Origin of the sequence: Rhizobium sp. BR 362, from assembly GCF_036528765.1 — a bacterium.
GTDB lineage: Bacteria > Pseudomonadota > Alphaproteobacteria > Rhizobiales > Rhizobiaceae > Rhizobium.
Map to the genome: position 1 here is coordinate 336643 of NZ_JARWGH010000004.1, position 25473 is coordinate 362115.

At 59.5% G+C, this 25473-nt stretch carries 25 protein-coding genes and 1 tRNA gene; 11 read left to right on the forward strand and 15 right to left on the reverse strand.

Annotated elements, in window-relative coordinates; genetic code table 11:
* Positions 1 to 472: 472 nt before the first annotated feature.
* The 3 genes from QDY28_RS08220 to dapD all read right to left on the reverse strand — a co-directional run bounded on the left by QDY28_RS08220 (position 473) and on the right by dapD (position 3269).
* Positions 473 to 1072: a hypothetical protein gene (locus tag QDY28_RS08220; RefSeq protein WP_331381196.1), complete on the reverse strand. Its 600-nt coding sequence runs from the start codon at positions 1070 to 1072 to the stop codon at positions 473 to 475.
* Positions 1059 to 2252 (reverse strand): succinyl-diaminopimelate desuccinylase, encoded by a 1194-nt coding sequence (gene dapE / locus QDY28_RS08225; protein WP_331381197.1) that lies wholly within the window; start codon positions 2250 to 2252, stop codon positions 1059 to 1061. Before dapE ends, QDY28_RS08220 begins: the two co-directional genes overlap by 14 nt.
* A 159-nt stretch (positions 2253 to 2411) precedes the next feature.
* Complete coding sequence (gene dapD / locus QDY28_RS08230; RefSeq protein WP_331381198.1) at positions 2412 to 3269, reverse strand: 2,3,4,5-tetrahydropyridine-2,6-dicarboxylate N-succinyltransferase; 858 nt, start codon at positions 3267 to 3269, stop codon at positions 2412 to 2414.
* Positions 3270 to 3479: 210 nt separating this feature from the next.
* Between dapD and QDY28_RS08235 the strand changes: the two genes are divergently transcribed.
* Entirely contained in the window at positions 3480 to 4352 is an 873-nt protein-coding gene (locus tag QDY28_RS08235) for an LOG family protein (RefSeq protein WP_331381199.1), read from the forward strand.
* Positions 4353 to 4470: 118 nt separating this feature from the next.
* On the opposite strand, the gene QDY28_RS08240 is transcribed toward QDY28_RS08235, so the two are convergent.
* Both QDY28_RS08240 and QDY28_RS08245 read right to left on the reverse strand, forming a co-directional pair.
* A complete protein-coding gene (locus QDY28_RS08240; protein WP_331381200.1) occupies positions 4471 to 5109 on the reverse strand; it encodes an EF-hand domain-containing protein in 639 nt (212 codons plus the stop codon).
* A gap of 113 nt (positions 5110 to 5222) precedes the next feature.
* Positions 5223 to 5927, reverse strand: a complete 705-nt coding sequence (locus tag QDY28_RS08245) for a pyrimidine 5'-nucleotidase (protein WP_331381201.1) — start codon at positions 5925 to 5927, stop codon at positions 5223 to 5225.
* Positions 5928 to 6142: 215 nt separating this feature from the next.
* Here QDY28_RS08245 and QDY28_RS08250 point away from each other — a divergent pair, with 215 nt between their 5' ends.
* Positions 6143 to 6913 carry an isocitrate lyase/PEP mutase family protein gene (locus tag QDY28_RS08250; protein ID WP_331381202.1) on the forward strand — a complete coding sequence of 257 codons (771 nt, stop codon included), beginning with the start codon at positions 6143 to 6145 and terminating at the stop codon, positions 6911 to 6913.
* Here the strand turns inward: QDY28_RS08250 and QDY28_RS08255 are convergent, their stop codons facing one another.
* Positions 6914 to 7810, reverse strand: a complete 897-nt coding sequence (locus QDY28_RS08255) for a LysR family transcriptional regulator (protein WP_331381203.1) — start codon at positions 7808 to 7810, stop codon at positions 6914 to 6916.
* A gap of 150 nt (positions 7811 to 7960) precedes the next feature.
* On the opposite strand from QDY28_RS08255, the gene QDY28_RS08260 reads away from it, so the two are divergent.
* Positions 7961 to 8803, forward strand: a complete 843-nt coding sequence (locus QDY28_RS08260) for an oxidoreductase (protein ID WP_331381204.1) — start codon at positions 7961 to 7963, stop codon at positions 8801 to 8803.
* Between the two features lie 62 nt (positions 8804 to 8865).
* Here the strand turns inward: QDY28_RS08260 and argB are convergent, their stop codons facing one another.
* Positions 8866 to 9753, reverse strand: coding sequence for an acetylglutamate kinase (gene argB / locus QDY28_RS08265; protein WP_028751062.1), 888 nt, complete (start codon positions 9751 to 9753; stop codon positions 8866 to 8868).
* Positions 9754 to 9937: 184 nt separating this feature from the next.
* Here argB and QDY28_RS08270 point away from each other — a divergent pair, with 184 nt between their 5' ends.
* From QDY28_RS08270 to QDY28_RS08280, 3 genes are all read left to right on the forward strand, one after another.
* Entirely contained in the window at positions 9938 to 10477 is a 540-nt protein-coding gene (locus QDY28_RS08270; protein WP_331381205.1) for a sigma-70 family RNA polymerase sigma factor, read from the forward strand.
* Positions 10474 to 11184 carry an anti-sigma factor gene (locus tag QDY28_RS08275; RefSeq protein ID WP_331381206.1) on the forward strand — a complete coding sequence of 237 codons (711 nt, stop codon included), beginning with the start codon at positions 10474 to 10476 and terminating at the stop codon, positions 11182 to 11184. Before QDY28_RS08270 ends, QDY28_RS08275 begins: the two co-directional genes overlap by 4 nt.
* Positions 11185 to 11292: 108 nt before the next feature.
* Entirely contained in the window at positions 11293 to 11850 is a 558-nt protein-coding gene (locus tag QDY28_RS08280) for a fasciclin domain-containing protein (RefSeq protein ID WP_331381207.1), read from the forward strand.
* A gap of 57 nt (positions 11851 to 11907) precedes the next feature.
* On the opposite strand, the gene yihA is transcribed toward QDY28_RS08280, so the two are convergent.
* Together yihA and QDY28_RS08290 are read right to left on the reverse strand one after the other, a co-directional pair.
* The gene (gene yihA / locus QDY28_RS08285; protein WP_331381208.1) at positions 11908 to 12567 is read right to left on the reverse strand and encodes a ribosome biogenesis GTP-binding protein YihA/YsxC; all 660 of its coding nucleotides are present in this window, start codon (positions 12565 to 12567) and stop codon (positions 11908 to 11910) included.
* A gap of 110 nt (positions 12568 to 12677) precedes the next feature.
* A complete protein-coding gene (locus tag QDY28_RS08290) occupies positions 12678 to 13580 on the reverse strand; it encodes a LysR family transcriptional regulator ArgP (RefSeq protein WP_331381209.1) in 903 nt (300 codons plus the stop codon).
* A 98-nt stretch (positions 13581 to 13678) separates the two neighbouring features.
* On the opposite strand from QDY28_RS08290, the gene QDY28_RS08295 reads away from it, so the two are divergent.
* Together QDY28_RS08295 and QDY28_RS08300 are read left to right on the forward strand one after the other, a co-directional pair.
* Complete coding sequence (locus tag QDY28_RS08295; protein ID WP_331381210.1) at positions 13679 to 14287, forward strand: LysE/ArgO family amino acid transporter; 609 nt, start codon at positions 13679 to 13681, stop codon at positions 14285 to 14287.
* A gap of 80 nt (positions 14288 to 14367) precedes the next feature.
* Positions 14368 to 15270, forward strand: a complete 903-nt coding sequence (locus QDY28_RS08300; protein ID WP_331381211.1) for a dihydrodipicolinate synthase family protein — start codon at positions 14368 to 14370, stop codon at positions 15268 to 15270.
* 91 nt (positions 15271 to 15361) lie between these two features.
* Here QDY28_RS08300 and yidC read toward each other — a convergent pair whose 3' ends face one another.
* Genes yidC through rpmH form a run of 3 tightly spaced genes read right to left on the reverse strand, consistent with a single transcriptional unit; the run spans position 15362 to position 17732 of the window.
* The gene (yidC, locus tag QDY28_RS08305) at positions 15362 to 17176 is read right to left on the reverse strand and encodes a membrane protein insertase YidC (protein WP_331381212.1); all 1815 of its coding nucleotides are present in this window, start codon (positions 17174 to 17176) and stop codon (positions 15362 to 15364) included.
* Positions 17176 to 17577: a ribonuclease P protein component gene (gene rnpA / locus QDY28_RS08310; RefSeq protein ID WP_331381283.1), complete on the reverse strand. Its 402-nt coding sequence runs from the start codon at positions 17575 to 17577 to the stop codon at positions 17176 to 17178. Before rnpA ends, yidC begins: the two co-directional genes overlap by 1 nt.
* A 20-nt stretch (positions 17578 to 17597) precedes the next feature.
* Positions 17598 to 17732: a 50S ribosomal protein L34 gene (rpmH, locus tag QDY28_RS08315; protein WP_283056961.1), complete on the reverse strand. Its 135-nt coding sequence runs from the start codon at positions 17730 to 17732 to the stop codon at positions 17598 to 17600.
* Between the two features lie 432 nt (positions 17733 to 18164).
* Here rpmH and QDY28_RS08320 point away from each other — a divergent pair, with 432 nt between their 5' ends.
* The 3 genes from QDY28_RS08320 (at position 18165) to QDY28_RS08330 (ending at position 22059) form a co-directional block, all read left to right on the forward strand.
* Complete coding sequence (locus QDY28_RS08320) at positions 18165 to 20168, forward strand: HAMP domain-containing methyl-accepting chemotaxis protein (RefSeq protein WP_331381213.1); 2004 nt, start codon at positions 18165 to 18167, stop codon at positions 20166 to 20168.
* 168 nt (positions 20169 to 20336) lie between these two features.
* Positions 20337 to 21857, forward strand: a complete 1521-nt coding sequence (locus tag QDY28_RS08325) for a HAMP domain-containing sensor histidine kinase (RefSeq protein ID WP_331381214.1) — start codon at positions 20337 to 20339, stop codon at positions 21855 to 21857.
* A gap of 125 nt (positions 21858 to 21982) precedes the next feature.
* Positions 21983 to 22059: transfer RNA gene (locus tag QDY28_RS08330), tRNA-Arg, on the forward strand.
* 187 nt (positions 22060 to 22246) lie between these two features.
* Here QDY28_RS08330 and QDY28_RS08335 read toward each other — a convergent pair.
* The 3 genes from QDY28_RS08335 to QDY28_RS08345 form a co-directional block, all read right to left on the reverse strand.
* Positions 22247 to 23200, reverse strand: a complete 954-nt coding sequence (locus tag QDY28_RS08335) for a GNAT family N-acetyltransferase (RefSeq protein WP_331381215.1) — start codon at positions 23198 to 23200, stop codon at positions 22247 to 22249.
* Positions 23201 to 23510: 310 nt separating this feature from the next.
* Positions 23511 to 24467, reverse strand: coding sequence for a hypothetical protein (locus tag QDY28_RS08340; protein WP_331381216.1), 957 nt, complete (start codon positions 24465 to 24467; stop codon positions 23511 to 23513).
* Positions 24468 to 24696: 229 nt separating this feature from the next.
* Positions 24697 to 25449, reverse strand: coding sequence for a hypothetical protein (locus tag QDY28_RS08345; protein ID WP_331381217.1), 753 nt, complete (start codon positions 25447 to 25449; stop codon positions 24697 to 24699).
* Positions 25450 to 25473: the final 24 nt, after the last annotated feature.

Sequence of the window (25473 nt, forward strand, 5' to 3'; positions counted from 1 at the left end):
GGAAGCCGCCGCCCGTCAATCGACATACTATTTGGGAGGAACTCGACTTTAGTAGCAGACTGTGGCGAGAGGTTATCGCGGCAGCGAGATTTTCAGGTGCAACAGATCGTCACCTGTTCATGTCCTCGACCACCCAGCGAAAGAATAAAATGATCAAAGCTGCAAATAATAGTAATTGCGCTATCTTTGATAGATCAAGCATATCATGGCTCTCTAATTTATCGCTGCATCATGCAGATCGGCCACGATAAACAGGAATGTATTAAGCGACCATATATAGCGGAAACGAAGTAAGATTGCGGTTAATACGTTGTTTACATTTCATGCATTCATTATAATTGAAAATATCAGAATATAACCTATCAATATTTTACGGCGACGAGACGTAAATGGCGTTCTTCGCCCAGCAGCGACGGCACGCGATGGCACATTACGGCTTTGGCCTATCGCTTTGTCAGAGGTGCCTAATCGTTCAACCCGGCGGATAGATGCCAAGGAAGCGCTGCAGGAAATCCGTCAGCAGCATGGTGGGGATCAGCAGTATGAGCGTCAGCGCGCCGACGAACAGCGGATGCGTGCCGCAGATCATCCTTAGGATGCGTGCCAGCGAGAAGATGATCGCCATCATTAACGCCAGCCAGAGAATGGCCGCCAACCCGCTGGAACCGGGCACGAAGGCGAGGAGCGCAATCAGCAGGGAATTCAGATAGGAGGTCGGCAAGCCGAACCAGTTGACCACCACGACGATGGGGGCGAATTTTTCGCCGAAGCGAAAGATCAACAGCAGCACGCCGGCGAGTATCAACGGCACCAGCCAGCTTGCTGCCTCGACCAGTGCCAGGCGAAAGAAGAAGGCGGCGCCGGTCGAGGTTTCCGGCGGCATGGCGGTGAGATAGGCCTGTTGCCACCAGAGCCATGAAATGCCGATGGACGGCAGGCTCCAGAGGATCGCCCAGAACGACCGCAGCATGCCGCGGTCTGATATATCGAGATATTGGAAGCCGCGCGCATCCATGCGGATCAACAGCCAGAGGCCCGCCAGATAGTATTGGACTTCCCTAAAGGTCGGCATTCGCAAACCAGCGTTGAAGGAAGGTCTCGTAGATCTCGGTCAGCGTTTCGAGATCCGATAGCGCGACGCGCTCATCGACCATGTGCATGGTCTGGCCAACGAGGCCGAACTCCACGACAGGACAATAATCCTTGATGTAGCGTGCATCCGAGGTGCCGCCGGTGGTGGAAAGCTTTGGCGTGCGGCCGGTAACGTTTTCGATCGCCGAAGACAGAGAGGCGATCAGCGCATTGTTGCGCGTCAGGAAAACCTGGCTCGGTCGCTCGGTCCAGGCGATATCGTACTTAGTCGGCTCACGACCTGGCCGCAACGTTTGGTCGGCCGCGGCGGCATTGAGGCGGCCAAGGATTTCGGCCTTCAGCGTTTCGACGGTCCAAGTGTCGTTGAAACGAATGTTGAAGGCAGCCGTCGCCTTGGCGGCAATAACATTGCTGGCTGTGTTGCCGACATCAATCGTCGTCACTTCGAGGTTCGATGGCTGGAAGTTGTCGGTGCCGGTGTCAAAGGGCGGATCGAGCAACGCCTCGGTCAGCTTGACGATGCTGCGCACCGGATTGTCGGCGAGATGCGGATAGGCTGCATGGCCCTGCACGCCATGAACGGTGATCGAGGCGGACAGCGAGCCGCGCCGGCCAATCTTGATCATATCGCCAAGACTGTCCGGATTGGTCGGCTCGCCGACGAGCGATGCATCCCATGCCTCGCCACGCTCTGCCGCCCATTGCAGCAGCTTGACCGTGCCGTTGATCGCCGGGCCTTCTTCGTCGCCGGTGATCAGGAAGGAGATCGAGCCGGCAGGAGCGCCATGTTTCTCGATATGGCGGGCAACGGCGGCCGCAAAACAGGCGATGCCGCCCTTCATGTCGACGGCACCGCGGCCAAAGAGTTCGCCATCGGCGATTTCCGCGGCAAAGGGCGGATGGCTCCAGGAAGCGGCGTCGCCAACCGGAACGACATCCGTATGGCCGGCAAACATTAGATGCGGCCCCTCAGTGCCGAGCCGTGCATAAAGGTTTTCGATGTCGGGCGTACCCGGCGCGCTTGCCGTCATGCGCTCCACCTTGAAGCCGAGCGGCAGCAGCATATCGGTGAGCGCGGTAAGCGCGCCACCTTCGTTGGGCGTCACGGACGCACAGCGGATCAGGGTTTGCAAATTGGCGACAGGATCGGTGACGGTCATCGGAGGCTACTTATCCGGCGGGAAATGGCAAAGCGATGGCAAAGGATCGGCGATGAGTCGAAAATCTTTGCGGCGATTCCAGCAATCGCACAGGCATGCTCACCGGGCAAGCATGAGGGAAGCGCGATATGACAACCGCGCTTCCAAAAATTTACGAAATCAGTCGCGCAGCAGCTCGTTGATGCCGGTCTTCGAGCGGGTCTTTTCATCGACGCGCTTCACGATCACAGCGCAGTAGAGGCTGGGCGCCGGCTGGCCATTCGCCATGGTGTTGCCGCTCGGCAGCGAACCGGCGACAACAACGGAGTAGGGCGGGACTTCGCCATAGGTGATCTCGCCGGTGGCGCGATCGACGATCTTGGTCGACTTGCCGATGAAGACGCCCATGCCGAGCACCGAACCTTCGCGAACGATGCAGCCCTCGACCACTTCCGAGCGGGCGCCGATGAAGCAATTGTCCTCGATGATCGTCGGCCCGGCCTGCATCGGCTCCAGCACGCCGCCGATGCCGACGCCGCCCGAGAGATGCACATGCTTGCCGATCTGTGCGCAGGAACCGACGGTCGCCCAGGTATCGACCATGGTACCCTCGCCGACATAAGCACCGAGATTGACGAAGGAAGGCATCAGGATGGCGTTCGGCGCGATATAGGCAGAGCGGCGGACGACGGCATTCGGCACGGCGCGGAAGCCCGCTTCCCGGAAGCGGTTCTCGCCCCAGCCTTCGAACTTCGAAGGCACCTTGTCCCACCAGGTTGAACCGCCCGGACCGCCGTCGACGATCTGCATGTCATTGAGGCGGAAGGAGAGTAGCACGGCCTTCTTAAGCCACTGATTGACCGTCCAATTTCCGTCCGAGCCACGCTCGGCAACGCGGACCTTGCCGCTGTCGAGAAGAGTTAGCGCCGCTTCGACCGCGTCGCGAACTTCGCCGCGCGTCGCCGTGTTCACATTGTCGCGATTGTCGAAGGCAGTCTCGATGGACTTCTCGAGGGAGGCGAGATCGTTAGCGCTCATGGGAATTCCTTAAAACGTCAGTGCCTATCGTGATTTCCGGAAATGGTCCGGAAGCGGTCGATTGGTCCTATAGCATCGATCTCGAAAATGGAATGTCTTTTCCGCGCCGATTGAGCTTGGATTCAAGGCATTGTAGGGCATATGCAGGAGTTTGGTCATTCCTGTCCGCGGGCGGGAACGGATCGTCATTGATTTGAGAGGCATGAGTAGATGAGCAAGGCGAAGAACGGCAGACTGAGGCGCAAGGATGGGGTTTGGGACCCGCTGAAGTCGAGCTCGGCCGACAAGAAACGCGCTGAATCCGTGCCGAAGACGCCGCAATCCATGTCGCCGTCCTATCGGCTCGCCTATGACGACGAGGATTTCCTCTGCCGCGAGGAACTGCGGCCGATCCGGCTGCAGCTCGAGCTCTTGAAAACCGAAATGTATCTCACCGAGCGCGGCATCAATTCGACGGTGGTCATGTTCGGCGGCGCGCGCATTCCCGCGCCCGGCACCAGCGCCTGGGCGGCACGCAACGACGTGCAGCGCGCCAATCTTGAAGCGGCATCGGTTTACTACGAGGAAGCCCGTAAATTCGCCAGGCTTTGCGCCCGCTACTCCGCCGGCTTCGATTTCCATGAATATGTGGTGGTCACCGGCGGCGGCCCGGGCGTCATGGAGGCCGGCAATCGCGGCGCCTCGGAAGAGGGTGCGCCCTCCATCGGCCTCAACATCGTGCTGCCGCATGAGCAGGCGCCGAATGTCTACGTCACGCCGGAACTCAGCTTCAATTTCCATTATTTCGCGATCCGCAAAATGCATTTCATGGTGCGCGCCAAGGCGATCGCGGTGTTTCCCGGTGGCTTCGGCACGCTGGACGAGCTGTTCGAGTGCTTGACCCTCATTCAGACCGGCCGCATGGAGCGCCTGCCGCTGATTTTGTTCGGTGAAAAGTTCTGGCGCGATATCATCAACTTCGATGCGCTTGCCGAATTCGGCACCATTGCGCCCGACGACGTCAAGCTGATCAGCTTCGTCGACACGGCCGAGGAGGCCTGGAAGATCGTCGCGGATTTCTACGAGCACGATAACGGACACTGAAACGAAAGGCCCGCCGTCGCATCTGCGAGGCGGGCCTTTGTGTCCCGAGAAGATCGTGCGGAGCATAACCCGAAAGCGATAAAGCGGTTATCGGATTAGCTCACGCCCAATCGAATATTTAGAGCAGCGGACGGTTCGGCATGTCGTCCAGCGAGATCACGCCATCATGGTTGCGGTCCATGCGGTCGAAAAGCTTGTTGGCGGCGTCTTCGGCTTCCTGCTTGCTGATCTGACCGTTTTCGTCCGTATCGATGCGTTGGAACAACAGGGTGGTGCGCATCATAGCAGCTTCGTGCATAAAGCGGCCGCGCGGATGATGACCGCGATGCTTGCCGCCGTCCTGTTTGTCGCCGTTCTGGGCTTGATCACCTTGGGTCTGATCGCCCTTACCCTGATCGCTTTGAGCTTGCTCATCGGCGGCCTTGGCATGTTCGGCCTTCCATTGCTTGACCCGCTCCTTGCGATAGGCGCGCAGTTCGCCGGGGGTGATCTGGCCGTCCTTGTTCGTGTCGATCTCATCGAAGATCTTGTCGACGCCGGTCTTCACCTCGTCCTTGGAAATCTTCATGTCGCCGTTCGTGTCGAATTGCTTGAGCATGCGCACATAGGCGACTTCCGGCGAAAAGCCCGGGCGATGCCAGCGGCCGCCAGGACCACCCGTGCCGTCATTGCCCTGCGGAGCGGCAAAACTTGCCTGGGCGGCGCCGACCAGAAGAGTTGCGGAAAGTCCTGCCAGAAGAAGTTTTTTCCCGTTCATCGTTTTTCCTTTCGAACCGAGGAATGGTCAAACGATACGGTGGAGGGCAAAAAACGGCCAATTAAACATCTGTAAGGCGAATGAAACTTTGGTAACCCGATCCTAAAAAACCGTTAAACGAGCGTCTTGAGGAAAGCGGTGAGATCGTCGGTCACATAGTCGATATGATCGTCCTCACCGCTCGTCTTTTCCCACCATTCCACGACGGTTCCCTCGAGATTCTGCGGTACTAGCAGCACGGTCTTCATGCCGAGCGCTTTCGGCACGGTAAGATTGCGGGGCAGGTCCTCGAACATCGCGGCTCGCTTCGTATCCACCCGGTTGAGGCTCATGAATTTGTCGTAGGTGCTGCCGGCCGGCTTGGGCACGTAATCGGCGGCGACGATATCGAAAATATCATCGAAGTTGTCGAGAATGCCGAGTGCGCCGGCGGTCGCCTGCGCATGCTTGACGCTGCCGTTGGTGAAGATGAATTTGCGCCCCGGCAGCGCCTTGATGGCGGCGGCAAGCTCCGGCTGCGGCGTCAGTGCCGAGTAATCGATCGCATGCGCCTTTTCCAGAAAATCATTGGGGTCGATGCGATGATGGATCATCAGCCCCTGCAATGTCGTGCCGTGATCGCGATAATATTCCTTCTGCAGCTTCCGCGCCTCGTCCCGCTCCATCTGCAGAAGCGCCGAAACATAGGCGGTCATGTTCTTATCGATCTGCGCGAAGAGATCGACATGATGCGGATAGAGCGTGTTGTCGAGATCGAATACCCAATCACGGATATCCGAGAAATCGGCGGGTTGCGGCAGGGTTTTCGTTTGGGTCATGCCGGCCTTATGACACGCGCTATTGCCTGAGGAAAAGGAAAATATGCGGCGTATATGAGAAACATTGCAGACATTGCCGGCTATTCCAATGCAGGCTATGGTTTTACCGATTGATTTCTGAGGGGTTGCGCTATTTGCCGGAGTGGAGAGGAGCCTGTGCCTCTTCGGTTACGAAGGACACGATGCGCCCGGTGGGGCTTTGAGGAGGGGACAATATGAGTCAGGTAGAAAAGGCAGCGGAATTCGCCCGGCTGCATCGGAAGGGTGATCCGCTGATCCTCTTCAATATCTGGGATGCCGGCTCGGCCAAGGTGGTCACCGAGGCGGGAGCCAAGGCACTGGCCACGGGGAGCTGGTCGGTCGCCGCCGCCAATGGCTTCAGCGACGGCGAGGCGATACCGCTGTCGTTGCTAGCGGTCATCACCCGGCTGATTTCCGTCACGAGTCCCCTGCCGGTCTCCGTCGATCTCGAAGGCGGCTATGCCATAGAGCCGGATGCCGTCGCCGCCAACGTCGAAAAGATCATGGATCATGGCGCAGTCGGCATCAATTTCGAGGACCAGGTGGTCGGCGGCCGCGGCGTTCACCCGATAGAGATGCAGGCGGCGCGCATCCGCGCCATCCGCGAGATGGCCGATCGGCGGGAAATGCCGCTGTTCATCAACGCCCGCACCGATCTTTTCCTGCAGGAAAGCGACACGGCCCATCATCAGATCCTGTTGGACGAGGCCTACCGGCGCGCCGAAGCTTTCGCGGAGGCCGGCGCCAGCGGCTTTTTCACGCCGGGACTTGTCGACCCGGAGCTGATCGAAGCCGTCTGTGACCGCTCTCCCCTGCCGATCAACATCATGGTGCGCCCGACAACGCCCGATAACATCGCCATGGGAAGGCTCGGTGTCAGCCGCATCAGCTACGGTCCTGCGCCCTATCGAACGGTGATGGGGATGCTGAAGAGCGAGGCCGAGGCGCTCTATCAGCAGACCTGATCACCCTCTATTGTTTCTGTCCGCAAGCACACGCGCGACGAAGTTCTGCACGACGGCCGAACGCTCGCCGCGGCGGGTTGCGAGTGCCAGCCGCGCCACCGGACCGTCGCCGCTGATCGGTACATAGGTGACGCCCGGCACCCGGATTTGCGCGACCGCCGATGGCACGACCGAAACGCCAAGTTCGACAGCGATGAGATTGGCGAGCGAGGTGATCTGTGGTGCGATCTGTCCAAGGATCGGTTCGAAACCCGCATGCCGGCAGGCGGCGATGATTCCATCGAACAGGCTGGGACCGGCCTCGCGCGGAAACAGCACGAAAGGTTCGGCCGAAAGGGCGGACATGGGTAAGGCGGCAGCATCGGCAAGAGGATGGCTCGATGGGAGTGCGATGACCATGGCTTCTTCACCGAGCGAATGCGTCCGGAAACCGGGCGGGTCAGCCCGGCCGGGCCGGATGAAGACCGCATCCAGTTCCCCGGCATCGAGCCGCTCCAGCAGCAGGGTCGTATAAGCTTCGTGCAACGTCAGATCGATTTCCGGGTAGGCGCGGCGGAAGCTGCGCACCGCCGACGGCACGATCGGGCTGAAAGCGGACGAACCGGTAAAGCCCAACCGTAACCGCCCGAGCTCTCCGCGCGCCGCTCGCAATGCCAAGGCTTTCGCATGCTCGGCCTTGGCCATGATCGCGCGCGCTTCCGGCAGGAAAACCTGTCCCGCCTCGGTCAATTCGGCGCCATGCGGCAGACGGCGAAACAATGGCGCGCCGATCTCCTCCTCCAGATCGCGGATCTGATTGCTGAGCGGTGGCTGACCGATGCCGACGCGCCGGGCCGCGCGGGTGAAATTCAGTTCTTCGGCGACAGCGAGGAAATATTTGATATGGCGCAGCTCCATCTCTTCCCCTGAGACTAGTGGGTAGAAATATATTTAAGATATGAACAAAGCCATCGCAATATATTGGAATGTCAGTCCTGCCACATCCACATTGGCAATGCGCGGTCGCTTGGCCGAGCGTCGAGCCCGCTGACAGCAAGGAGCTTCCCCATGAATTCGAAAGACAGCAAACTTTTCTTGATCACCGGCGTCAGTTCCGGATTTGGTCGCGCCTTCGCCGAGGCGGCCCTTGCCGCCGGCCACCGCGTTGCCGGCACAGTCCGCAATGTTTCCGGCCAAGAGCAGTTCGAGCCTATGGCGCCGGGCCGCGCCAAAGCGATCCTTCTGGATGTGACCGATTTTGCCGCCATCGAGCCTGCTGTCGCGCGCATCGAAGCGGATATCGGTCCGATCGACGTGTTAATCAACAATGCCGGCTATGGTCACGAAGGCACACTGGAGGAGTCGCCGCTCGACGAGATGCGCCATCAGTTTGACGTCAACGTCTTCGGTGCCGTGGCGATGACCAAGGCAGTGCTTCCCTTCATGCGCCGCCGCCGCGCCGGCCACATCATCAACATCACGTCGATGGGCGGTTTCATCACCATGCCCGGCATCGCCTATTACTGCGGCAGCAAATTTGCCCTCGAAGGCATCAGCGAGGTATTGGCAAAGGAGGTGAAGGATTTCGGCATCAAGGTCACAGCCGTTGCGCCGGGTTCGTTCCGTACCGATTGGGCCGGTCGCTCCATGGTCCGCACCGGCCGCAGCATTGCCGATTATGACGCGCTGTTCGACCCCATCCGCAAAGCGCGGGAAGAAAAGAGCGGCAATCAGGCCGGTGATCCCAGCAAGGCCGCTGCGGCTATATTGGCGTTGGTGGCCTCAGACGAACCGCCTGTCCATCTCTTGCTTGGAACGGACGCCCTGAATTTGGTGCGCGGAAAAATCGCTGCCCTCAGCGAGGAGATCACCGCATGGGAAAACCTCACGCGCTCGACCGATTTCGGTTGAACGCGCGATGCCGACAATGCGAAAACTGCGCCCTTTCCCGACCTGGAGAGGGCGTGTTTTTCTTAAGGGACGATCAGCGTGCCGGCGCCGTGTTCGGTGAAGATTTCAAGCAGCACGGAATGGGCGGTCTTGCCGTTGAGGATGACGACGCCCTGGACACCCGCCTTGATGGCGTCGATGCAGGTCTCGACCTTCGGGATCATGCCGCCGGAAATCGTGCCGTCGGCAATCAGCGCATGGGCCTGTGCGACGGAGAGTTCCTTGATCAACTGTCCCTGCTTGTCGAGCACGCCCGGAACGTCGGTGAGAAAGAGCAGGCGCGTGGCGCTGAGCGCCCCGGCGATGGCTCCGGCGAAGGTGTCAGCATTGATGTTATAGGTGGCACCGTCACGGCCGGGAGCAACCGGCGCGATGACCGGGATCATTTCCGACTTTGCCAAGAGGTCGAGCAGCGTACGGTCGACCTCCACCACTTCGCCGACGAAGCCGAGATCGAGCACGCGCTCGATGTTGGAATCCGGGTCCTTGATGGTCTTATGCGCCTTCTCGGCGAAGACCATGTTGCCGTCCTTGCCGCAAAGGCCGATCGCCCATTCGCCGGTCTGATTGATCAGCGCGACGATTTCCTTGTTGATCGAGCCGGCCAAGACCATTTCGACGATCTCGACGGTCTTGGCGTCGGTGACGCGCAGGCCGCCTTCGAATTTCGATTCGATGCCCATCTTCGTCAGCATGGAGCCGATCTGCGGGCCGCCGCCATGGACGACGATCGGGTTGACGCCCGACTGTTTCAGAAGCGCGATATCGGCCGCAAAAGCCTTGCCGAGCTCGGCATTGCCCATGGCATGGCCGCCATATTTCACCACAATGGTCTTGTTTTCATAGCGCTGCATGTAGGGCAGGGCTTGTGCCAGCAGGCTGGCTTGGAGTTCGCTTTGGGATTCGGACATGGGGCACCCCGTAGAATTGATCGCGGCCTTTTATCGCAAGTTTTTGACAGAGGGAATAATGATGACAGGATTAGTTTTTCTGGCGTCATATCGCATGTCTGCGTGGTCTCATCCTTTGAGTGAGCTTGTCGCCGGATACTTTTCGCTTAAGTTAATCTGAAGAAGCCGCGATCGGGGGGATCGGATGGCGAGCGAGGAGATAGCGGCGCTCATCGGCCGGGTCGCGATGCGCGACCAGAAAGCTTTTGCCGTGCTCTACAAAAAGACCAGTCCGAAACTCTATGCCGTCTGCCTGCGTATTCTTGGCAACAGGACGGATGCCGAGGAGATTTTGCAGGAAGTCTACGTGAAAATCTGGCAGCGGGCAGAGCGTTTTATGGCCTCCGAAGGGCCGGCGATGCCGTGGCTGACCACGATTGCGCGCAATCAATCGATCGATGCTGTGCGTGCCCGAAAACCTGTCGCAGATGAAATTGATACGGCCTATGATCTTGCCGATACCGAACCTGGCCCTGAAGAGCAGGCAATGGTGAAGGGAGAGGGAAGGCGGATTGACAGGTGCATGGAAGAGTTGGAAGCTGATCGGGCACGGGCTGTTCGTAGCGCCTATGTGGATGGTCTGAGCTACCAGGAACTCGCCGAGCAATATGCGGTGCCTTTGAATACAATGCGTACCTGGCTGCGCCGAAGCCTGATTAGACTGAGAGAGTGCATGGACAGATGAGTACGCCCGATCAAAGCAAGGGAGGCCGCTCCCGAGATGAAGTCCTGGCCGGAGAATATGTGCTTGGCGTGCTGTCATTGGAGGACCGACAGAAGGTAGAGCGGCGCATGCGCAGCGATCGGCAATTTGCCGCCATCGTCAGTCGCTGGGAGCAGAATCTTTCGGGATTCAATGACGATTACGATATGGTCGCGCCGGCAGCCTCGGTGTTCCCCAAGATCGAGAGGCGCATTTTCGGAGATGCCGCTCTCGGCGCTCATCTCTGGAATTCGCTGTTGCTGTGGCGGTCCGTCGCCTTCGGTTCGCTGTTTATCGCAGCCGGCGTCCTGGTTTTCACCATCACCAACAACGTCTCGAAACCGGTGCCGGGCAGGCAGCTCACCGCATCCCTTGCCGGACAGAACAGCGCCATCAATTTGCTGGCTGATTATGACGCCGCAAACGGTCGACTGAGGGTGACGCCGGTCGCCGCCGGGCAACCCCAGGAAAAATCATTGGAACTCTGGCTCATCCGCGGCAGCGAACCGGCCGAGGCGCTCGGCGTCTTGCCGCAGACCGGCGAGGGCGAGATCGTGCTGCCGCAGGAGATCCACGGCAAGCTGACGGAAGGCGCGATCATCGCCGTCAGCGTCGAACCTTTCGGCGGTTCGCCGACGGGCAAGCCCACGGGCGATGTCATTGCCTCCGGCACGATCCATCTGCCCTGAAAACGTCTTCTTTCCGAAAAAAGACCTGCGGCTGAAACTCTTCTTTCGGCGCCTCCGTACCTTGCTCTGACCCCGCCTGATCGGGGCAAGAGAGGAAGAGGACAAGCCATGATCAAGACCGCAATCCGCATTGCCGCGGTGGCCGTAACGCTTTCGGCCGCAACCGGCCTCGCCCATGCGAAGAACCCGACCGTCGGCGGCGCGCCGATGTTCGCCAGCAAGAATATCATCGAAAATGCCGTCAACTCGAAGGACCACACGACGCTGGTCGCCGCCGTCAAGGCCGCCGGCCTTGTGGGTACGCTGGAAGGTAAAGGCCCCTTCACCGTCTTTGCGCCCACCAATGAAGCCTTCAAGAAGCTGCCGCCCGGCACGGTCGAGACACTGCTGAAGCCGGAGAACAAGGCGACGCTGACGAAGATCCTGACCTGCCATGTCGTCGCCGGCGACGACATGGCCGCCGCCATCAAGAAGATGTCGATGGGCAACGGCGGCGAATATGATCTGAAGACGGTCGGCGGCTGCACGATCAAAGCCACCGAAAGCGGCGGCAAGCTGACGCTGACCGACGAGGCCGGCGGCACCGCCCACATCACCATTGCCGACGTCAAGCAGTCGAACGGCGTGATCCACGTGGTCGACAAGGTGCTATTGCCGAAGATGTAACGACGATCGGCAGCACGGCCGCCGCCGTCGGCGTCGAGGGTGGCGGCCTTTTTATTATCAGACGGCAATGCCGACGGTGAGGCCGATCGCCTGGCGCAGCTCCTGCAGCCCTTCGCTCTTTTCCGAGGAGGTGGCGAGAATGCCGGGATAGGCGGCGGGGCGCTTGCGGATCTTTTCGGCCGTATCGGCCATCAGCTTCGGCAGGCCCGCCGGCTTGATCTTGTCGGTTTTGGTCAGCACGATCTGGTAGGACACGGCGGCCTTGTCGAGCAGCGACAAAACCTCTTCGTCGTTTTTCTTGATGCCGTGGCGGCTGTCGATCAGCACATAGACGCGCTTTAGCGTCGCGCGTCCCCGCAGATAATCGAAAACCAGCTTCGTCCAGGCATCCACCTGTTCCTTCGGCGCTTCGGCATAGCCGTAGCCCGGCATATCCACCAAGGCCATCGGCGGCAAGTCGGTGCCTTCGCCGGAAAAGCCGTCGGGGACGAAATAGTTGAGTTCCTGCGTGCGGCCCGGCGTGTTCGAGGTGCGCGCCAAACCTTTATGGCCGACCAGCGCATTGATCAGCGACGACTTGCCGACATTCGAACGTCCGGCAAAAGCCACTTCCAAAGGCCCCTCCGGCGGCAGGAATTTCATCGACGGCACGCCGCGGATGAAGATCCATGGGCGCCCGAAAAGCGGCTTGTCGTCTTTTGTGGTCTGTTCTGCCATGGGCTCGCGGTCTTCCGGTTCGATTGGCTGACTGGCTTCGGGGTTTTGCCCGCGAAAGTCAAGTTTTGATCGCCAGCTCCTCGTTGACCGCCGCCGGCCCAAGGCGGTCGTCAGGACGGAATCAGCGATCTTTTTGCGACGTCGATGACGGTTTGGGTCAGCAGCGCAAGCCGGTCTGCGGCGAGACGGCTAATCTGCCAATAAAGGGTCACATCGAGAGGCGTGTCCGGCACCAGTTCGATGAGCCGTCCGGCCCGAATATGGTCTTGAATAAGATGAACCGGGTTCATTCCCCAGCCCATCCCCAGCATGCTGGCTTCCACGAAGCCTTGTGTGGAGGGCAGCCAATGTGTCGGCACGTTGCTGTCAACTCCGAACACACGTTGGAGCCAGTCGATTTGAAGACGATCCTTCTGACTGAAGATCAATGAAGGCGCGACGGTTATGGCCTCCGGTGTGACGCCGTTCGGAAAATATTGCCGAACGAAGTCGGGGCTTGCTGTGGCATGGTAGCGCATCGCGCCCAAGGAATAGCGCCGGCATCCCGAGATCGGTTGTTCCATGCTGGTGACGGCGGCAATCACCCTGCCGCGCTGAAGCCATTCGGCCGTGTAATCCTGATCGTCCACCGAGATATTGAGAAGATAGTCGGACGTGTTGGCGAACTGCGCCGCTGCTTCCAGAAACCAGGTTCCAAGGCTGTCGGCGTTCGTCGCGATCTGAAGCGTGACCCGCTGCTGCGGTCCTCCACGTTCGCTAAGCGAGGGGAGATGTTCAAGCAATTCGCTTTCCAGAATGCCGACGTTTTCCATATGGCGGCAGAGCCAGTCCCCCTGTTCCGTGGCGGTGCAGGGCGTTCCTCGGATGACAAGCGCGGTGCCGACCCGTTCTTCGAGTTGCTTGATCCGCTGAGAAACGGCCGAAGGCGTAACGTTCAGTACCGCAGCCGCTTTTTCGAAGCTGCCGGTTTGAACAACGGCGAAAAGAACGCGAAGAGCTGGGTAGTCGATCACGGATAAGCTGCGCTTAATCGAGGTTAGAAGGTTTAAGTATCCTAAATCTGCGGGCCGGTCTATGGAGCCGAGGGCTTTTCAGGGTGGGCAGTTTAGGCGTGGACTTTTCGACATATTTTACCGGAATGACGATGGGGCTAAGTCTCATTGTCGCCATTGGCGCACAAAATGCGTTCATTCTGCGCCAGGGTCTGCGGCACGAATACGTCTTTGCGGTCTGCCTTGCCTGTTCCCTGTCGGACGCTGTTCTTATCGTGATCGGGGTCACGAGCTTAAAGCAGGTCGTCGACGTGCTGCCATGGCTTGATCCCGCCATGCGTTACGGCGGGACGGCATTCCTCGTCTGGTATGGGGCGAAAAGCCTGCTATCCGCCATACGATCTACCGGCGCTCTGTCGGTGGCGAACAGCAGTTCGGCGAGCTTCCGCAAGACCATGGCCATGTGCCTCGCCCTGACCTGGCTCAATCCCCACGTTTACCTCGACACCGTCGTTCTTCTCGGAACGATCGCGACGCGCTTTCCAGGGCATCAGGCGGAGTTTGCCGCAGGGGCTATGACGGGGTCGTTTCTGTTCTTCTTTTCACTGGGATACGGCGCTACCCGACTGAAATCTATCTTTTCACGGCCAGCGTCATGGCGCATTCTCGAGGCAATCATCGCCTGCGTCATGTGGCTGATCGCTTTCAAACTTCTCGGCGGAATGTGAATTCGCAGGGGTAAGAAGATCGCCGCCAGCGCGCGGTGGGCATAAAGCCTCTACTTTCGCAGCCTTGGAAGGAACTGAATATGACGCTTTTTCATGGCCTTTCGGCTTTTCCGATCACGCCAACCGACGAACACGGAGTCGTCGATACCGCTGCTTTGACCAAGCTTTTGACGCGCATCGCCGCAGCGAAGGCTGACTCGATCGGCCTGCTCGGAAGCACGGGCGGCTACGCGTTTCTTTCTCGCGACCAGAGACGTCGCGCCGTCGAGGCCGCGGTGTCGGCGGTCGGAGGAAAGATACCTGTCATCGTTGGAGTCGGTGCGCTGCGTACGGATGAGGCTCAAGCTTTGGCACGCGATAGCATGCAGGCAGGAGCGGACGCCCTTCTCCTTGCGCCGGTTTCATATACGCCGCTGACAGATGACGAGGTCTATGAACACTTCGCTGCCGTCGCCGACGTCGGGCGACTTCCCTTGTGCATCTACAATAATCCCGGCACCACGAAGTTCACGTTCAGCAAGGAACTGATCGCCAGGCTGGCAAAGGTCGCGAACATTCAGGCTGTGAAGATGCCACTGCCATCCGGTGCAGATTTCCGCTCAGAACTGGAGCGCCTGAGATCGGAAACGCAACCGGGGTTCGCAATAGGCTACAGTGGCGATTGGGGCGCTGCCGACGCTCTGCTCGCGGGAGCAGACGCCTGGTACAGCGTCGTTGCCGGGCTTTTGCCGTCCGAGGCGCTCGCTTTGGCGAGAGCGGCACAAAATCGCGATACCGAAAAGGTGCGTACCATCAACACCGCATTCGAGCCGCTGTGGTCGTTGTTCAAGGTATTCGGCAGCTTCCGCGTCATGTTCGCGATTGCAGAAGCCCTCGATCTCGGCCGGTTCGAGCCGCCTCGTCCTGTTCTCGGGCTCCAAGCGTCGGCGCGGCAGCGCGTTAAAGAGGCGTTGAATGCGCTGGGTTCGGTCGCGGGCCTGTAGATCTTCACAATCAGTCTCTTCAATGCCGGAATTTCGTTGAGCCGCTTGCCGCCAAACAAAGAAAAGCCCCGCCGAAGCGGGGCTTTGATCGTCATTTCGATGGCGCCGGTTTTCGTTTGAAGAGGCCCTTCAGATTGTCGAAGAGTTCCACCTTCACGCCATGGCGCTTCATGATGATCGACTGCTGGATGACCGACAGCGTGTTGTTCCACGCCCAGTAGATCACGAGCCCCGCCGGGAAGCTGGAAAGCATGAACATGAACACCAGCGGCATCCAGTTGAAGATCATCGCCTGGGTTGGGTCGGGCGGCGTCGGGTTCATGCGCATCTGCAGAAACATCGTGACGCCCATGATCAGTGGCCAGACGCCGAGATGCAGAATGGTCGGCGCGGTGAACGGTAGCAGGCCAAACAGGTTGACGATCGAGGTCGGATCCGGCGCAGAAAGATCCTGGATCCAGCCGAAGAACGGCGCATGGCGCATCTCGATGGTGATGTAGATCACCTTGTAGAGCGAGAAGAAGATCGGAATTTGCAACAGCACCGGCCAGCAGCCCGCGATCGGGTTGATCTTCTCTTCCTTGTAGAGCTGCATCGTCGCCTGCTGCAGGCCCATGCGATCGTCGCCGAACTTCGCCTTCAGCTCTTCCATCTTCGGCTGCATGCGCTTCATGTTCGCCATCGAGGCATATTGCTTGCTGGCGAGTGGGAAGAACAGCGCCTTGACGACAATGGTCGTGCAGAGGATGGCGACGCCGAAATTGCCGAAGAAATGGAAGAAGAAATCCATCAGCTTGAACATCGGCTTGGTGATGAAATAGAACCATCCCCAGTCGATCAGGCGGTCGAAACGCGGGATCGAATAGCTCGTCTCGTAGCGGTCGATGACAGGCACTTCCTTGGCGCCGGCGAAGACCAGGCTCTTCAGTTCCTGCGACTGGCCGGGCGCGATGGTGACGGCGTCCTGCTTATAGTCGGCCTGATAGCGCGGCTGGCCATCGGTAAAATGCGAGAAGTGAGCATCGTAGGCGGTCGACTGCGGCGGCACGATCGTTGCGGCCCAGTACTTGTCGGTGATGCCGAGCCAGCCGCCGGTTGCCTTCGCGGGATTGACGGCTTCCTTTTCGGCGGCGGTATATTTGGTCTCGATCAGACCGTCGTCGCCGATGACGCCGATGAAGCCCTCATGCAGGACGTACGCCGTCGGTGTGGTCGGCTTGTTGTAGCGCGTCACGCGGCCATAGCTCGACAGCGACACCGGCGCCTGACCGCTATTGGCGATCTTGTCGGTGATCGTGAACATATAATGTTCGTCGACGGAAATGGTGCGGGTAAAGGTGATGCCCTTGTCGTTGGTGTAGGAGAGCGTTACCGGCGTCTTCTCGGTCAGCTTGTCGCCGCTCGCAAGGGTCCAGACGGTCGACGGGCCGGGAACGGCGCCGGTCGCGTCGCTGCCGATATAGCCGAGCTCGGTGAAATAGCCGTCCTTGGTGTCGGCCGGGCTGAACAGCGTGATGATCGGGCTGCTCTTGTCGACCGTCTCGTGATAGGTCTTGAGCTGCAGATCGTCGAGGCGGGCACCTTCCAGATTGATGGAGCCGGCAAGCGCGGGCGTGTCGATGGCGACGCGCGAGGACGACGTTTTGGCAACCGATTGAGCACGGTCAAGGGTCGTCGGTGCCGTCTGGCCGTTTGCAGGCAAGGAACCGTTTACGGCAGTGCCTGCGGCCGGGGCCTGCGGCTGCGTCTGCTTCGTCTGAGCCTGCTGCGTCTGCTGCTGCAGCTTGGCGGCCTGTTCGGCCTGGCGCTGCGCTTCGAGGCGCGGGTTCATGTAGAAAAACTGCCAGGCGAGGACAATCAGCACAGACAGGGCAATTGCTATGAAGTAATTGCGGTTATTTTCCATCATACTTTCCTGGAGCGGTCCGTTTCCGGCCGCCGGTGTTTCGGCCTGGTTTCGATGCGGCTGACGAGCTCACCCGTCAATTTCTCGAAAGATGCGGTCAGCACATCGCGCCGCGCGACAACCACATAGTCGTGTCCGGGCTGCATTGCAAATCCTGCATGAAGTCGCACGGCTTCTTTCAGCCTGCGCCGCATGCGGTTGCGTTCCACCGCGTTGCCATGTCTTTTTGTGACGGTAAAGCCAACGCGGGGTTCGGCGTCGGAGAGCTTGCGGTCCAGCACTTCGATGAGGAAGAGGCTTCCCCTACGCTTTTCGCCTTCGCGGACTGCAAGAAACTGCGGCCGGCTTTTCAGCCGCCCGACAGTCTTTTTGGGTCGTTCATTCGTCAATTCGCCCGCCATCTTATCGGGCATTCCGGCCCTTAGGCCGAAAGACGCTTGCGACCGCGGTTACGGCGAGCGGCAAGAACCGCGCGGCCGCCCTTGGTAGCCATGCGCGCACGGAAACCGTGACGACGCTTGCGGACAAGCTTGGATGGTTGATAGGTACGCTTCATTTATTTAAACACCGCGGAGTGCGGCCCTTCTTGAGCTTTGCTTTAAAAGCAAGGAGCGTTGTTGATTATGGCGAACGGGCTTGGCCAGCAAATGCAGGCTCCATAGACCGGACGTGCGCGGGCTTATACGGATCAAGCCCTCGGAAGTCAATTATACAGGCGCAGATTCCTGGAACCCAGCTTCTCCTGTCAAATGGTGTACGCAGCCGAGTCCCAGCGATACAACCGCAGGCAGTCAGTTTAACTAGTAAGCTTCACTTTTTATAATATAAGATGCGGCGATTACCGTGAGTTCGCCAGTTGATTGAAAGTGTTTCGGAAATTTATATTCGAAATATCTGCAAGATAACTTTAATGATTTTAGTCGATATCTAGCGATATGTCGGGAAAACCCTGGCTTTTTGGGGTCTTCCGCTTCGAGGGGGCATATCGTTGAAGATTCGTGGTAAAATCAATCTGCTCGTATCCGTGATGGCCGGTGCCGCCCTTTTGATCGGCGCAACCGCTCTTTACGCAGTCGATCAATATGACGGGCAGCTTCAGGCCTACGAGCTTGCATCGAGCCGTGCCTATATGGGCGAGCGCCTGAACCGCTATGTCACCGCGGTCGTCATGGAATCGCGCGGCATCTACGCGTCCGATACGACCAAGGATGCGAAGAACTTCGCCGATGGATTGATGAAGGACCTCGATGAGATCGACAGGGTGATCGCCGCCTGGTCGCCGCTGGTCCAGGACGAGCAGAAAGCCGAATTCGCCAAATTGCAGGATCGCGCCCGGGAATTCCGCACATTCCGAACCGAGACCGCTCGGCTCGGTGTGTCGGAGAGTCCGGAGGCCGCCAACAAGCAGGGTAACAACGACGCCAACCGGGCCAACCGCAAGGCCTTCCAGGCTGAGATCGATGCAGTCGTTCAGGCTGATAAAGCGGCACTCGATGTGGTCGATGACGAGGTCACGGATTTCCGCCAAACGGTCATGTGGGCCGTGCTCGGCATGATGGTGGCGGGTATCGGCGCCGGCGCTGGCCTAGGCATGTATATCGGCACCGTGCATCTGAGCCGGCCGATCCGCAAGGTGACCGAAACTATCAAGCAAGTGGCTGACGGTAATTTCGATATCGAGGTTCCCTTTGCCGGACGCGCCGACGAAATTGGCGAGATGGCTGCCGCCGTCGACATATTCAAGCAGAACGGCAATGCCGTGCGCCGCATGAATGCCGAGGAGACGGCGATGCGCGCCAAGAGCGACGATCTGCAATCCAGCATGTCGCTTGTCGTTTCCGCTGCCGCTGCCGGCGATTTCAGCCGCCGCATCGACAAGGATTATGGCGATGTCAACCTCAATCGCTTTGCCGGCAACATCAACGAACTTCTGACGAGCGTCGACACCGGCGTCAGCGAGGTCCGTCGGGTCCTTGCAAGTCTTGCCGAAGGCGATCTGACCCAGACAATGCGGGGCGAATTCCACGGCGCTTTCGCCGAGCTGCAGCAGAACGTCAACAGCACCTTTGCCACCCTCAAGAGCACCATGCGCGAAGTGCGCGAGACGACGGGCTCCATCAATACCAACACCAACGAACTGCGCCACGCCAGCGACGACCTGTCGAAGCGTACGGAACAGCAGGCCGCCGCCCTGGAAGAGACCTCGGCGGCGCTCGATGAGATCACCGCCGTCGTGCAAAGCTCCACCGAGCGGGCGCAGGAGGCAAGCGTCATGGTGACGGAAGCCAAGGAAAACGCCGCTCATTCCGGCAAGGTGGTTCGCAACGCCGTCGATGCCATGGGCCGCATCGAACAGGCATCCGGCGAGATCAGCCAGATCATCGGCGTCATCGACGAAATCGCCTTCCAGACCAATCTGCTGGCGTTGAATGCCGGCGTCGAGGCAGCGCGTGCCGGCGAGGCGGGCAAGGGCTTTGCCGTCGTCGCCCAGGAAGTGCGCGAACTGGCGCAGCGCTCAGCCACCGCCGCCAAGGACATCAAGGCGCTGATCAGCAAGTCCGGCGACGAGGTGCAGGTCGGCGTCAAGCTGGTGCAGGCAACCGGCGAGGCGCTGGCGGCGATCGAGGCCCGGGTCTTGAAGATCAACGACCATATCCATTCGATCGCAACCGCCGCCCGCGAACAGTCGACCGGCCTGACCGAGGTCAACAAGGCCGTCAACCAGATGGACGAGGTGACCCAGCGCAACGCCGCCATGGTCGAGGAAACCTCCGCCGCTACACATCGCCTCTCAGCCGAGGCCGATGGTCTTGTCCGCCTCGTCGCCCGCTTTAAGGTCGACACCGGCCCTGCTTCCGCTCCGGTATCTGCGCGCACCGAAAGCCATCGCCCCGTCGCTTCGCCTGCGCGGCGCATGATGGGCAAGGTCGCGAGTGCCTTTACGGGCGGCGGTGCGGCGGCTCCGGCAGCGCAGGGCTGGGAAGAATTCTGATCCCACCTGGGCCCTGACGGAAAGGCGCGCCGACGCGCCTTTCCCGCCTTTGACGTGAGCTAACCGCCGCACTGTCACAGAGGCGATTGGAAAAACTGTCACAATCTCCTATTATCTGCTTCGATATGTCGTCATCAGATCGCTTTGAAACAAAGCGGGACAGCCGAAATGGATCGTGAGCAGGACAGGAACGTCGGCGAAGGCGGCAAGGCCGAGGCCCGGAGTCACTCGCGTTTCTACCGTCCTACCGGCATTTTCGGCGGCCTTTCCGGCAAGCTTCTGATGCTCACCGTCGTTTTCATCCTGCTTGCCGAAGTGCTGATCTTCGTTCCCTCCGTCGCCAATATGCGTTTGCGCTGGTTGGAGGATAGGCTGAACACGGCCGCCGCGGCCGCCATCGTCATCGATGGTCTGCAGCCGGTCGAACTGCCCCGCGCGCTTCAGAAGGAAACGCTGATGGCAACGGGCACACGCGCCATCGTGCTGCGCAAGGATGGAACCTCGCGGCTGTTGGCAACCGCCGAGATGCCGGCTTCCGTCGACGAGCAATATGATTTGAGCGACGTTTCCCTGCCGACCGCGATCCGGGATGCGCTGGACACACTGCTGTTCGGCGGCAACCGCGTCATCCGCGTCTTCGGCCCGGTCGGCGGAGACGCCAGCACGGGCATCGAAGTGGTGTTGAAGGACACCAGGCTACGCAGCGCCATGCTCGCCTATTCCGGCAGCGTCCTTTTCGTTTCGATCCTGATCTCTCTGTTCACCGCGACCCTGATCTTCTTCGCCATCAATCGCATGATGATCCGCCCGATCCGCCGGCTGACCGACAGCATGCAGACCTTTTCGCATGATCCGGAAGACCCCAGCCGCGTGCTGGTGTCGGACGGGGGACGCGACGAACTGGCCGTGGCCGGCCGCCATCTCGCCTCCATGCAGTCGCAGTTGCAGAAGACGCTGAAGCAGCAGAAGAACCTCGCCGCTCTTGGCCTCGCCGTGTCGAAGATCAATCACGACATGCGCAACATCCTGTCGGCCGCGCAACTGATGTCCGACCGCCTGGTCGACGTCGATGACCCGATGGTCAAGCGCTTCGCGCCGAAGCTGCTGCGCACCATCGATCGCGCCGTCGGCTATACGACCGAGGTGCTGTCCTTCGGCCAGACGTCCGAATCGGCCCCGCGCCGCCGCCGGGTGCACCTGCTCGAGCTCATCGACGAAGTTCGCGATATCCTGGCGATCGATCCCGATAGCGGCATCGAATTCGCCGTGCAGATGAGCCCGGATCTCGAAGTCGATGCCGACAGCGAGCAACTGTTCCGAATCATCCATAATCTCTGCCGCAATGCCCACCAGGCCCTGGTCGCCTTCGCCGAGACCGCGCCCGACAGCATCCGCCGCATCACCGTGTCTGCGCGTCGCATCGGCAGCGTCGTCAGCATCACGGTCGACGATACCGGCCCCGGCATGCCGCAGAAGGCCCGTGAAAACCTCTTTACCGCCTTTCGCGGCTCCGCCCGCTCCGGCGGCACCGGCTTGGGGCTGGCGATCGCCCGCGAACTGGTGCTTGCCCATGGCGGCACCATCGCGCTGGTGGAAAAACCCGCCGCCGGCACCCAATTCCGCATCGAAATCCCCGACCGTCCGGTCTCGCTCGACGACTACCGCAGCCGCAGCTTCCACGAAAACTGAGGATTTTCAGCCTCTTCGTGATAAGCTTTGCGAAAATCGCGATCTTTTTCACAAATCCACTTGCATTCCCCGGAAGGACGCTTTAGAGAACCGCCCACGCCAACGGTTCCTTCCGTTTCGGCCACGCACCCGTAGCTCAGCTGGATAGAGCACCAGACTACGAATCTGGGGGTCAGGAGTTCGAATCTCTTCGGGTGCGCCATTTCTTCTCAAAGCAATAGAGAAAATTGGAGACGAGGTCTCGTGAAGCCGTTCCCTGCGGGAACGACTATGCGATTTCCTTGCGTTTCACGGCGGCCCGCTTCACCATCCGCGTGTCGTCCGAGGCGGGCGCAAAAGGCCAGAATGCGAAATCGCGGCTTCGGATCGCCCCACCGACAGATCACCGATCACATAAAACCGGGATTTCGAGGCAGATATTGTGTCCAATCGCCATAGCCGGGTGATGCCATCAACAGCATTGGAAAGGTGATCCGCATGCATTGCTTGATTGCAAGGCTGAGGACGCTGTCGCAGGTGCCTGGCAGGAACGCCGAGACGTTCTCAGCAGAGCGATCTGCCGCCAGTTTCAGTGCAGTCGTAAAGGCCTCTCGGAGAATGTCAGGCCGCGTGGCTGCGACGGGGCCGATGTGCCCGTTGGAGCCGATATAGCTATAACCGACGCAGTCGTTGCCGGTGAAAAGCAGCACTCCTGTGGTCGCCGGGTCATCGAGCAGATAGCGGTGATGTTTTTCGCGCGAGGCGCCTATGGCGCGGGAGTCGATTTCGGTGAGCATTTCCATGGTCGCGGCGCTGCCGTCGATCGTAAGAGTGCGGAGTGGCGGCGCTGGCAACTCCCCCATCACCCGTGCGCGCGTGGCATTGAAAAAGTAAATCGGCATCTTGGGAAAGAGGCCGTGCCGCATATAAAGGCCCTGCGAAACGCGATTGAAGGTGAAGGTAATAAGTGCCCTGTGAGCTGCCCCTGATTTCCGGGCATGCTCCACGGTTCGCCCCAATAGTTCATTCCCGATGCCCTGGCCTTGCCGGGCGGGATCGACGAACAACTGCGCGAGAAACCAAACATTCCCGCAAACCCAACTCCAGGCAAAGCCGAGAATCTCGCCACCGTCCTCAGCGACCCACAGGCCATCCGGGTCGTCCCTGAGCGAAAATAGCTGAAAGCTGGGAGGGCTTGCCATCGCCATCGGGCCGAAGCCATGCCGAACGGTAAGATCGTTGATGGCGGAAACCACCAGTGCGTCCGTCGCAGCCAAATCGTCTGCCCGAGCAGGTCTGTAAACAAGCGACATTGGGTAACTCCGGCAAAGTTTTTCCAAACCGCGCGCGAGCCGCAACGCCAATCATACCAGTTCACATGATTGCGATCTCGGACATCGTCGCTTCGCAAGGCACCTCGCGATGCCGCGGGAGAGCGGAGATATGGCTCATGATGCAACTGCCGCGCCTGCTTGGCTGCGCGATCTTGAGGCGGATTATGATGTCCTCATTCCCTCTATTTTAAGGCGCGTGCCGCCAAAACAGCCCGCGCCCCAGGTTCGACCCGCTTACCCATTATATGCGCAAAAGCAATCCGCCGCCTTGGCCCATGGCTCGCCGGAAACAGCACTATTTCCCGCTGTCGAAGGGCCGGGCACGCCGGCCCCTTCGCCTCTATTTCAGAACGAGGCGCAACGGCCCAATCAGCCTTTTGAAGCCGGAGCGCAGCATGTCGTGCTTGGTCTTCGGATTTTTGTCGGCGAACAGTCCGATGATCGACGTCTTCAGTTTGTCGCGCCATTGGGATTTCCCAGGCGCCGTCGGTTTCAGCCCGCAGCGGCGCAGGAGATAGTTCATCTGATAGACGGCCGCCTCCCGGTCGCAATCGCGCACGCAGAAATGAATGCCAAGGGCGATGGAATAGATATCGCCGTTTTTGAAAGCATGCGGCGCTTTCGATGGATGGTGGACGCCTGTCCCCTGGTCCAGGGCATAGACCGTCGCCTTGCTCTGTTTTTCGATCGTATATTTGGCGGCGTTGAGATCGCCCGTGTAGTATTTTTCGATTTCCTTGTCGGGCAAGACGGAGCGATCGTTTGCGTCCCAAATATTGGCTGTGCGATTGCCGTGAATCTGGAACAGAAATGTAGCTTCGTGATCGATGTGATAGGGTGTTACGGCCTCCGGCGAGGCGAGGAATATGTAGGCGTCTTCCCAGGTGACCTCGTCTCGCGAGCAACCGGTGTCGGCAAGGATTTCGCTCATGAGCTGATCGAGCAATGCTCGATATTCGGGATCGCGCTGAACGCTGTAGAGCAGAACCCAGGATCCTGATTCCGCCAGGTTCGAGATCGCTTCATTGACGCTTTCCACCTTGTCGTTCAGCGGCACGGCCCAGCCGGCGTCAACGGGCGCTCCACCTGCCTGCCAGCGCACGCTTCTCGTGCTTGTGTCCGCAAGCAGCGATTTCGCAAGTTCGGCAAGGCGCGGAAGCGAGAACAACCGATGTCCGACCAAGTTGTGGCTGAACTGGAATGACCGTTTATTGAAGTCATTTCTGAAAGCATTCGGTCCCACCGCGATACTCTGCGTATCCAGGGAAGCTGGTTTCGTCACGGTGGCTGTAAGCATGATCGGCATCCTTCAGGTTGGCGGAGACTAGGAAGTCTCACGAAACTGTGATTGCCGTTCACATTTTTGTCATCTTGTCCAATGGTGGAGGAGCATCCTACGATTGGATCATCTTACGCCTGAATCGGGTATCGCCTCGCGCAGATGCAACCGCGCAAGTTTATGACATGTTTTCAACTAGTTGATCTGCGTTGGAGCTGCTTCTGCCGATTTCCGAGAATGAAGAAGCTTAGGCGCTCGTCTTCTCAGACGCAGCCGCCTCCGAGCTGGCCGCATTTGCGTTGGAAGCGGCCGATGGCCAGGTGATGTAGTAGTACTGCGATCCGACCTGGCCGAAATAGGCCTCGTTGCCGGTGATCTTGTCGACGAAACTACCGTCGGAATTCTTGACGAAAGTTCCATCGGAACCGCGGGTGAGATGAGCCTTCAGGAAGTCGTTCCAATCGCTGGTGGGGATCGTGTCGCCCGTCTTGATGGTCGTACTCTGTTCGCTGTCGGCATCGACATCCCATGCCTGGATCGAAATGCCCCTGGTCGGGTCGGAGACCGTCAGTGTACCATTGTCGAGCGCATCGAGCATGGCCTGAGCCTGGCCGCCCTTGCCCTCGCTTTTGACCGCGTCCTGCAGGTTCTGTTTCAGGAGATCCATGAATGAGCTGCTGGTCATGTCGGGATCGGATTCCGATGCCGTGGAATCCTCGGTTTGATTTGCCGAGAGGCCGTTGAGCATGCTCGTGAGCGATGCCTGCGATTGCGACGGCAGGCTGGAGAGATCGCTGCTGCTGGCATCGTCCAGCAGCGGGTCGCTGTTCGAATCCTGCGAAGCGTCTGGTGTCTGCAGCAACTGCAGCGCCATTTGCGATGCGAGCAATCGGGTCGTGGTCAATGCCGAGACCATAGGTCGTTCCTTCCCAATATGGCAGCCATCATGCCGGAAGCCGCCTTGACGGTCGATCAACACGCGCCCGTTCGGGCGGCGCATCGGAGATGTCCTCGACTGTAGGAA

Coding starts and splice junctions, on each gene's coding strand:
- QDY28_RS08220 (WP_331381196.1), bottom strand. CDS start 1,072: ATGCCGACCTTTAGGGAAGTCCAATACTATCTGGCGGGCCTCTGGCTG.
- dapE (WP_331381197.1), bottom strand. CDS start 2,252: ATGACCGTCACCGATCCTGTCGCCAATTTGCAAACCCTGATCCGCTGT.
- dapD (WP_331381198.1), bottom strand. CDS start 3,269: ATGAGCGCTAACGATCTCGCCTCCCTCGAGAAGTCCATCGAGACTGCC.
- QDY28_RS08235 (WP_331381199.1), top strand. CDS start 3,480: ATGAGCAAGGCGAAGAACGGCAGACTGAGGCGCAAGGATGGGGTTTGG.
- QDY28_RS08240 (WP_331381200.1), bottom strand. CDS start 5,109: ATGAACGGGAAAAAACTTCTTCTGGCAGGACTTTCCGCAACTCTTCTG.
- QDY28_RS08245 (WP_331381201.1), bottom strand. CDS start 5,927: ATGACCCAAACGAAAACCCTGCCGCAACCCGCCGATTTCTCGGATATC.
- QDY28_RS08250 (WP_331381202.1), top strand. CDS start 6,143: ATGAGTCAGGTAGAAAAGGCAGCGGAATTCGCCCGGCTGCATCGGAAG.
- QDY28_RS08255 (WP_331381203.1), bottom strand. CDS start 7,810: ATGGAGCTGCGCCATATCAAATATTTCCTCGCTGTCGCCGAAGAACTG.
- QDY28_RS08260 (WP_331381204.1), top strand. CDS start 7,961: ATGAATTCGAAAGACAGCAAACTTTTCTTGATCACCGGCGTCAGTTCC.
- argB (WP_028751062.1), bottom strand. CDS start 9,753: ATGTCCGAATCCCAAAGCGAACTCCAAGCCAGCCTGCTGGCACAAGCC.
- QDY28_RS08270 (WP_331381205.1), top strand. CDS start 9,938: ATGGCGAGCGAGGAGATAGCGGCGCTCATCGGCCGGGTCGCGATGCGC.
- QDY28_RS08275 (WP_331381206.1), top strand. CDS start 10,474: ATGAGTACGCCCGATCAAAGCAAGGGAGGCCGCTCCCGAGATGAAGTC.
- QDY28_RS08280 (WP_331381207.1), top strand. CDS start 11,293: ATGATCAAGACCGCAATCCGCATTGCCGCGGTGGCCGTAACGCTTTCG.
- yihA (WP_331381208.1), bottom strand. CDS start 12,567: ATGGCAGAACAGACCACAAAAGACGACAAGCCGCTTTTCGGGCGCCCA.
- QDY28_RS08300 (WP_331381211.1), top strand. CDS start 14,368: ATGACGCTTTTTCATGGCCTTTCGGCTTTTCCGATCACGCCAACCGAC.
- yidC (WP_331381212.1), bottom strand. CDS start 17,176: ATGGAAAATAACCGCAATTACTTCATAGCAATTGCCCTGTCTGTGCTG.
- rnpA (WP_331381283.1), bottom strand. CDS start 17,577: ATGGCGGGCGAATTGACGAATGAACGACCCAAAAAGACTGTCGGGCGG.
- rpmH (WP_283056961.1), bottom strand. CDS start 17,732: ATGAAGCGTACCTATCAACCATCCAAGCTTGTCCGCAAGCGTCGTCAC.
- QDY28_RS08325 (WP_331381214.1), top strand. CDS start 20,337: ATGGATCGTGAGCAGGACAGGAACGTCGGCGAAGGCGGCAAGGCCGAG.
- QDY28_RS08340 (WP_331381216.1), bottom strand. CDS start 24,467: ATGCTTACAGCCACCGTGACGAAACCAGCTTCCCTGGATACGCAGAGT.
- QDY28_RS08345 (WP_331381217.1), bottom strand. CDS start 25,449: ATGCGCCGCCCGAACGGGCGCGTGTTGATCGACCGTCAAGGCGGCTTC.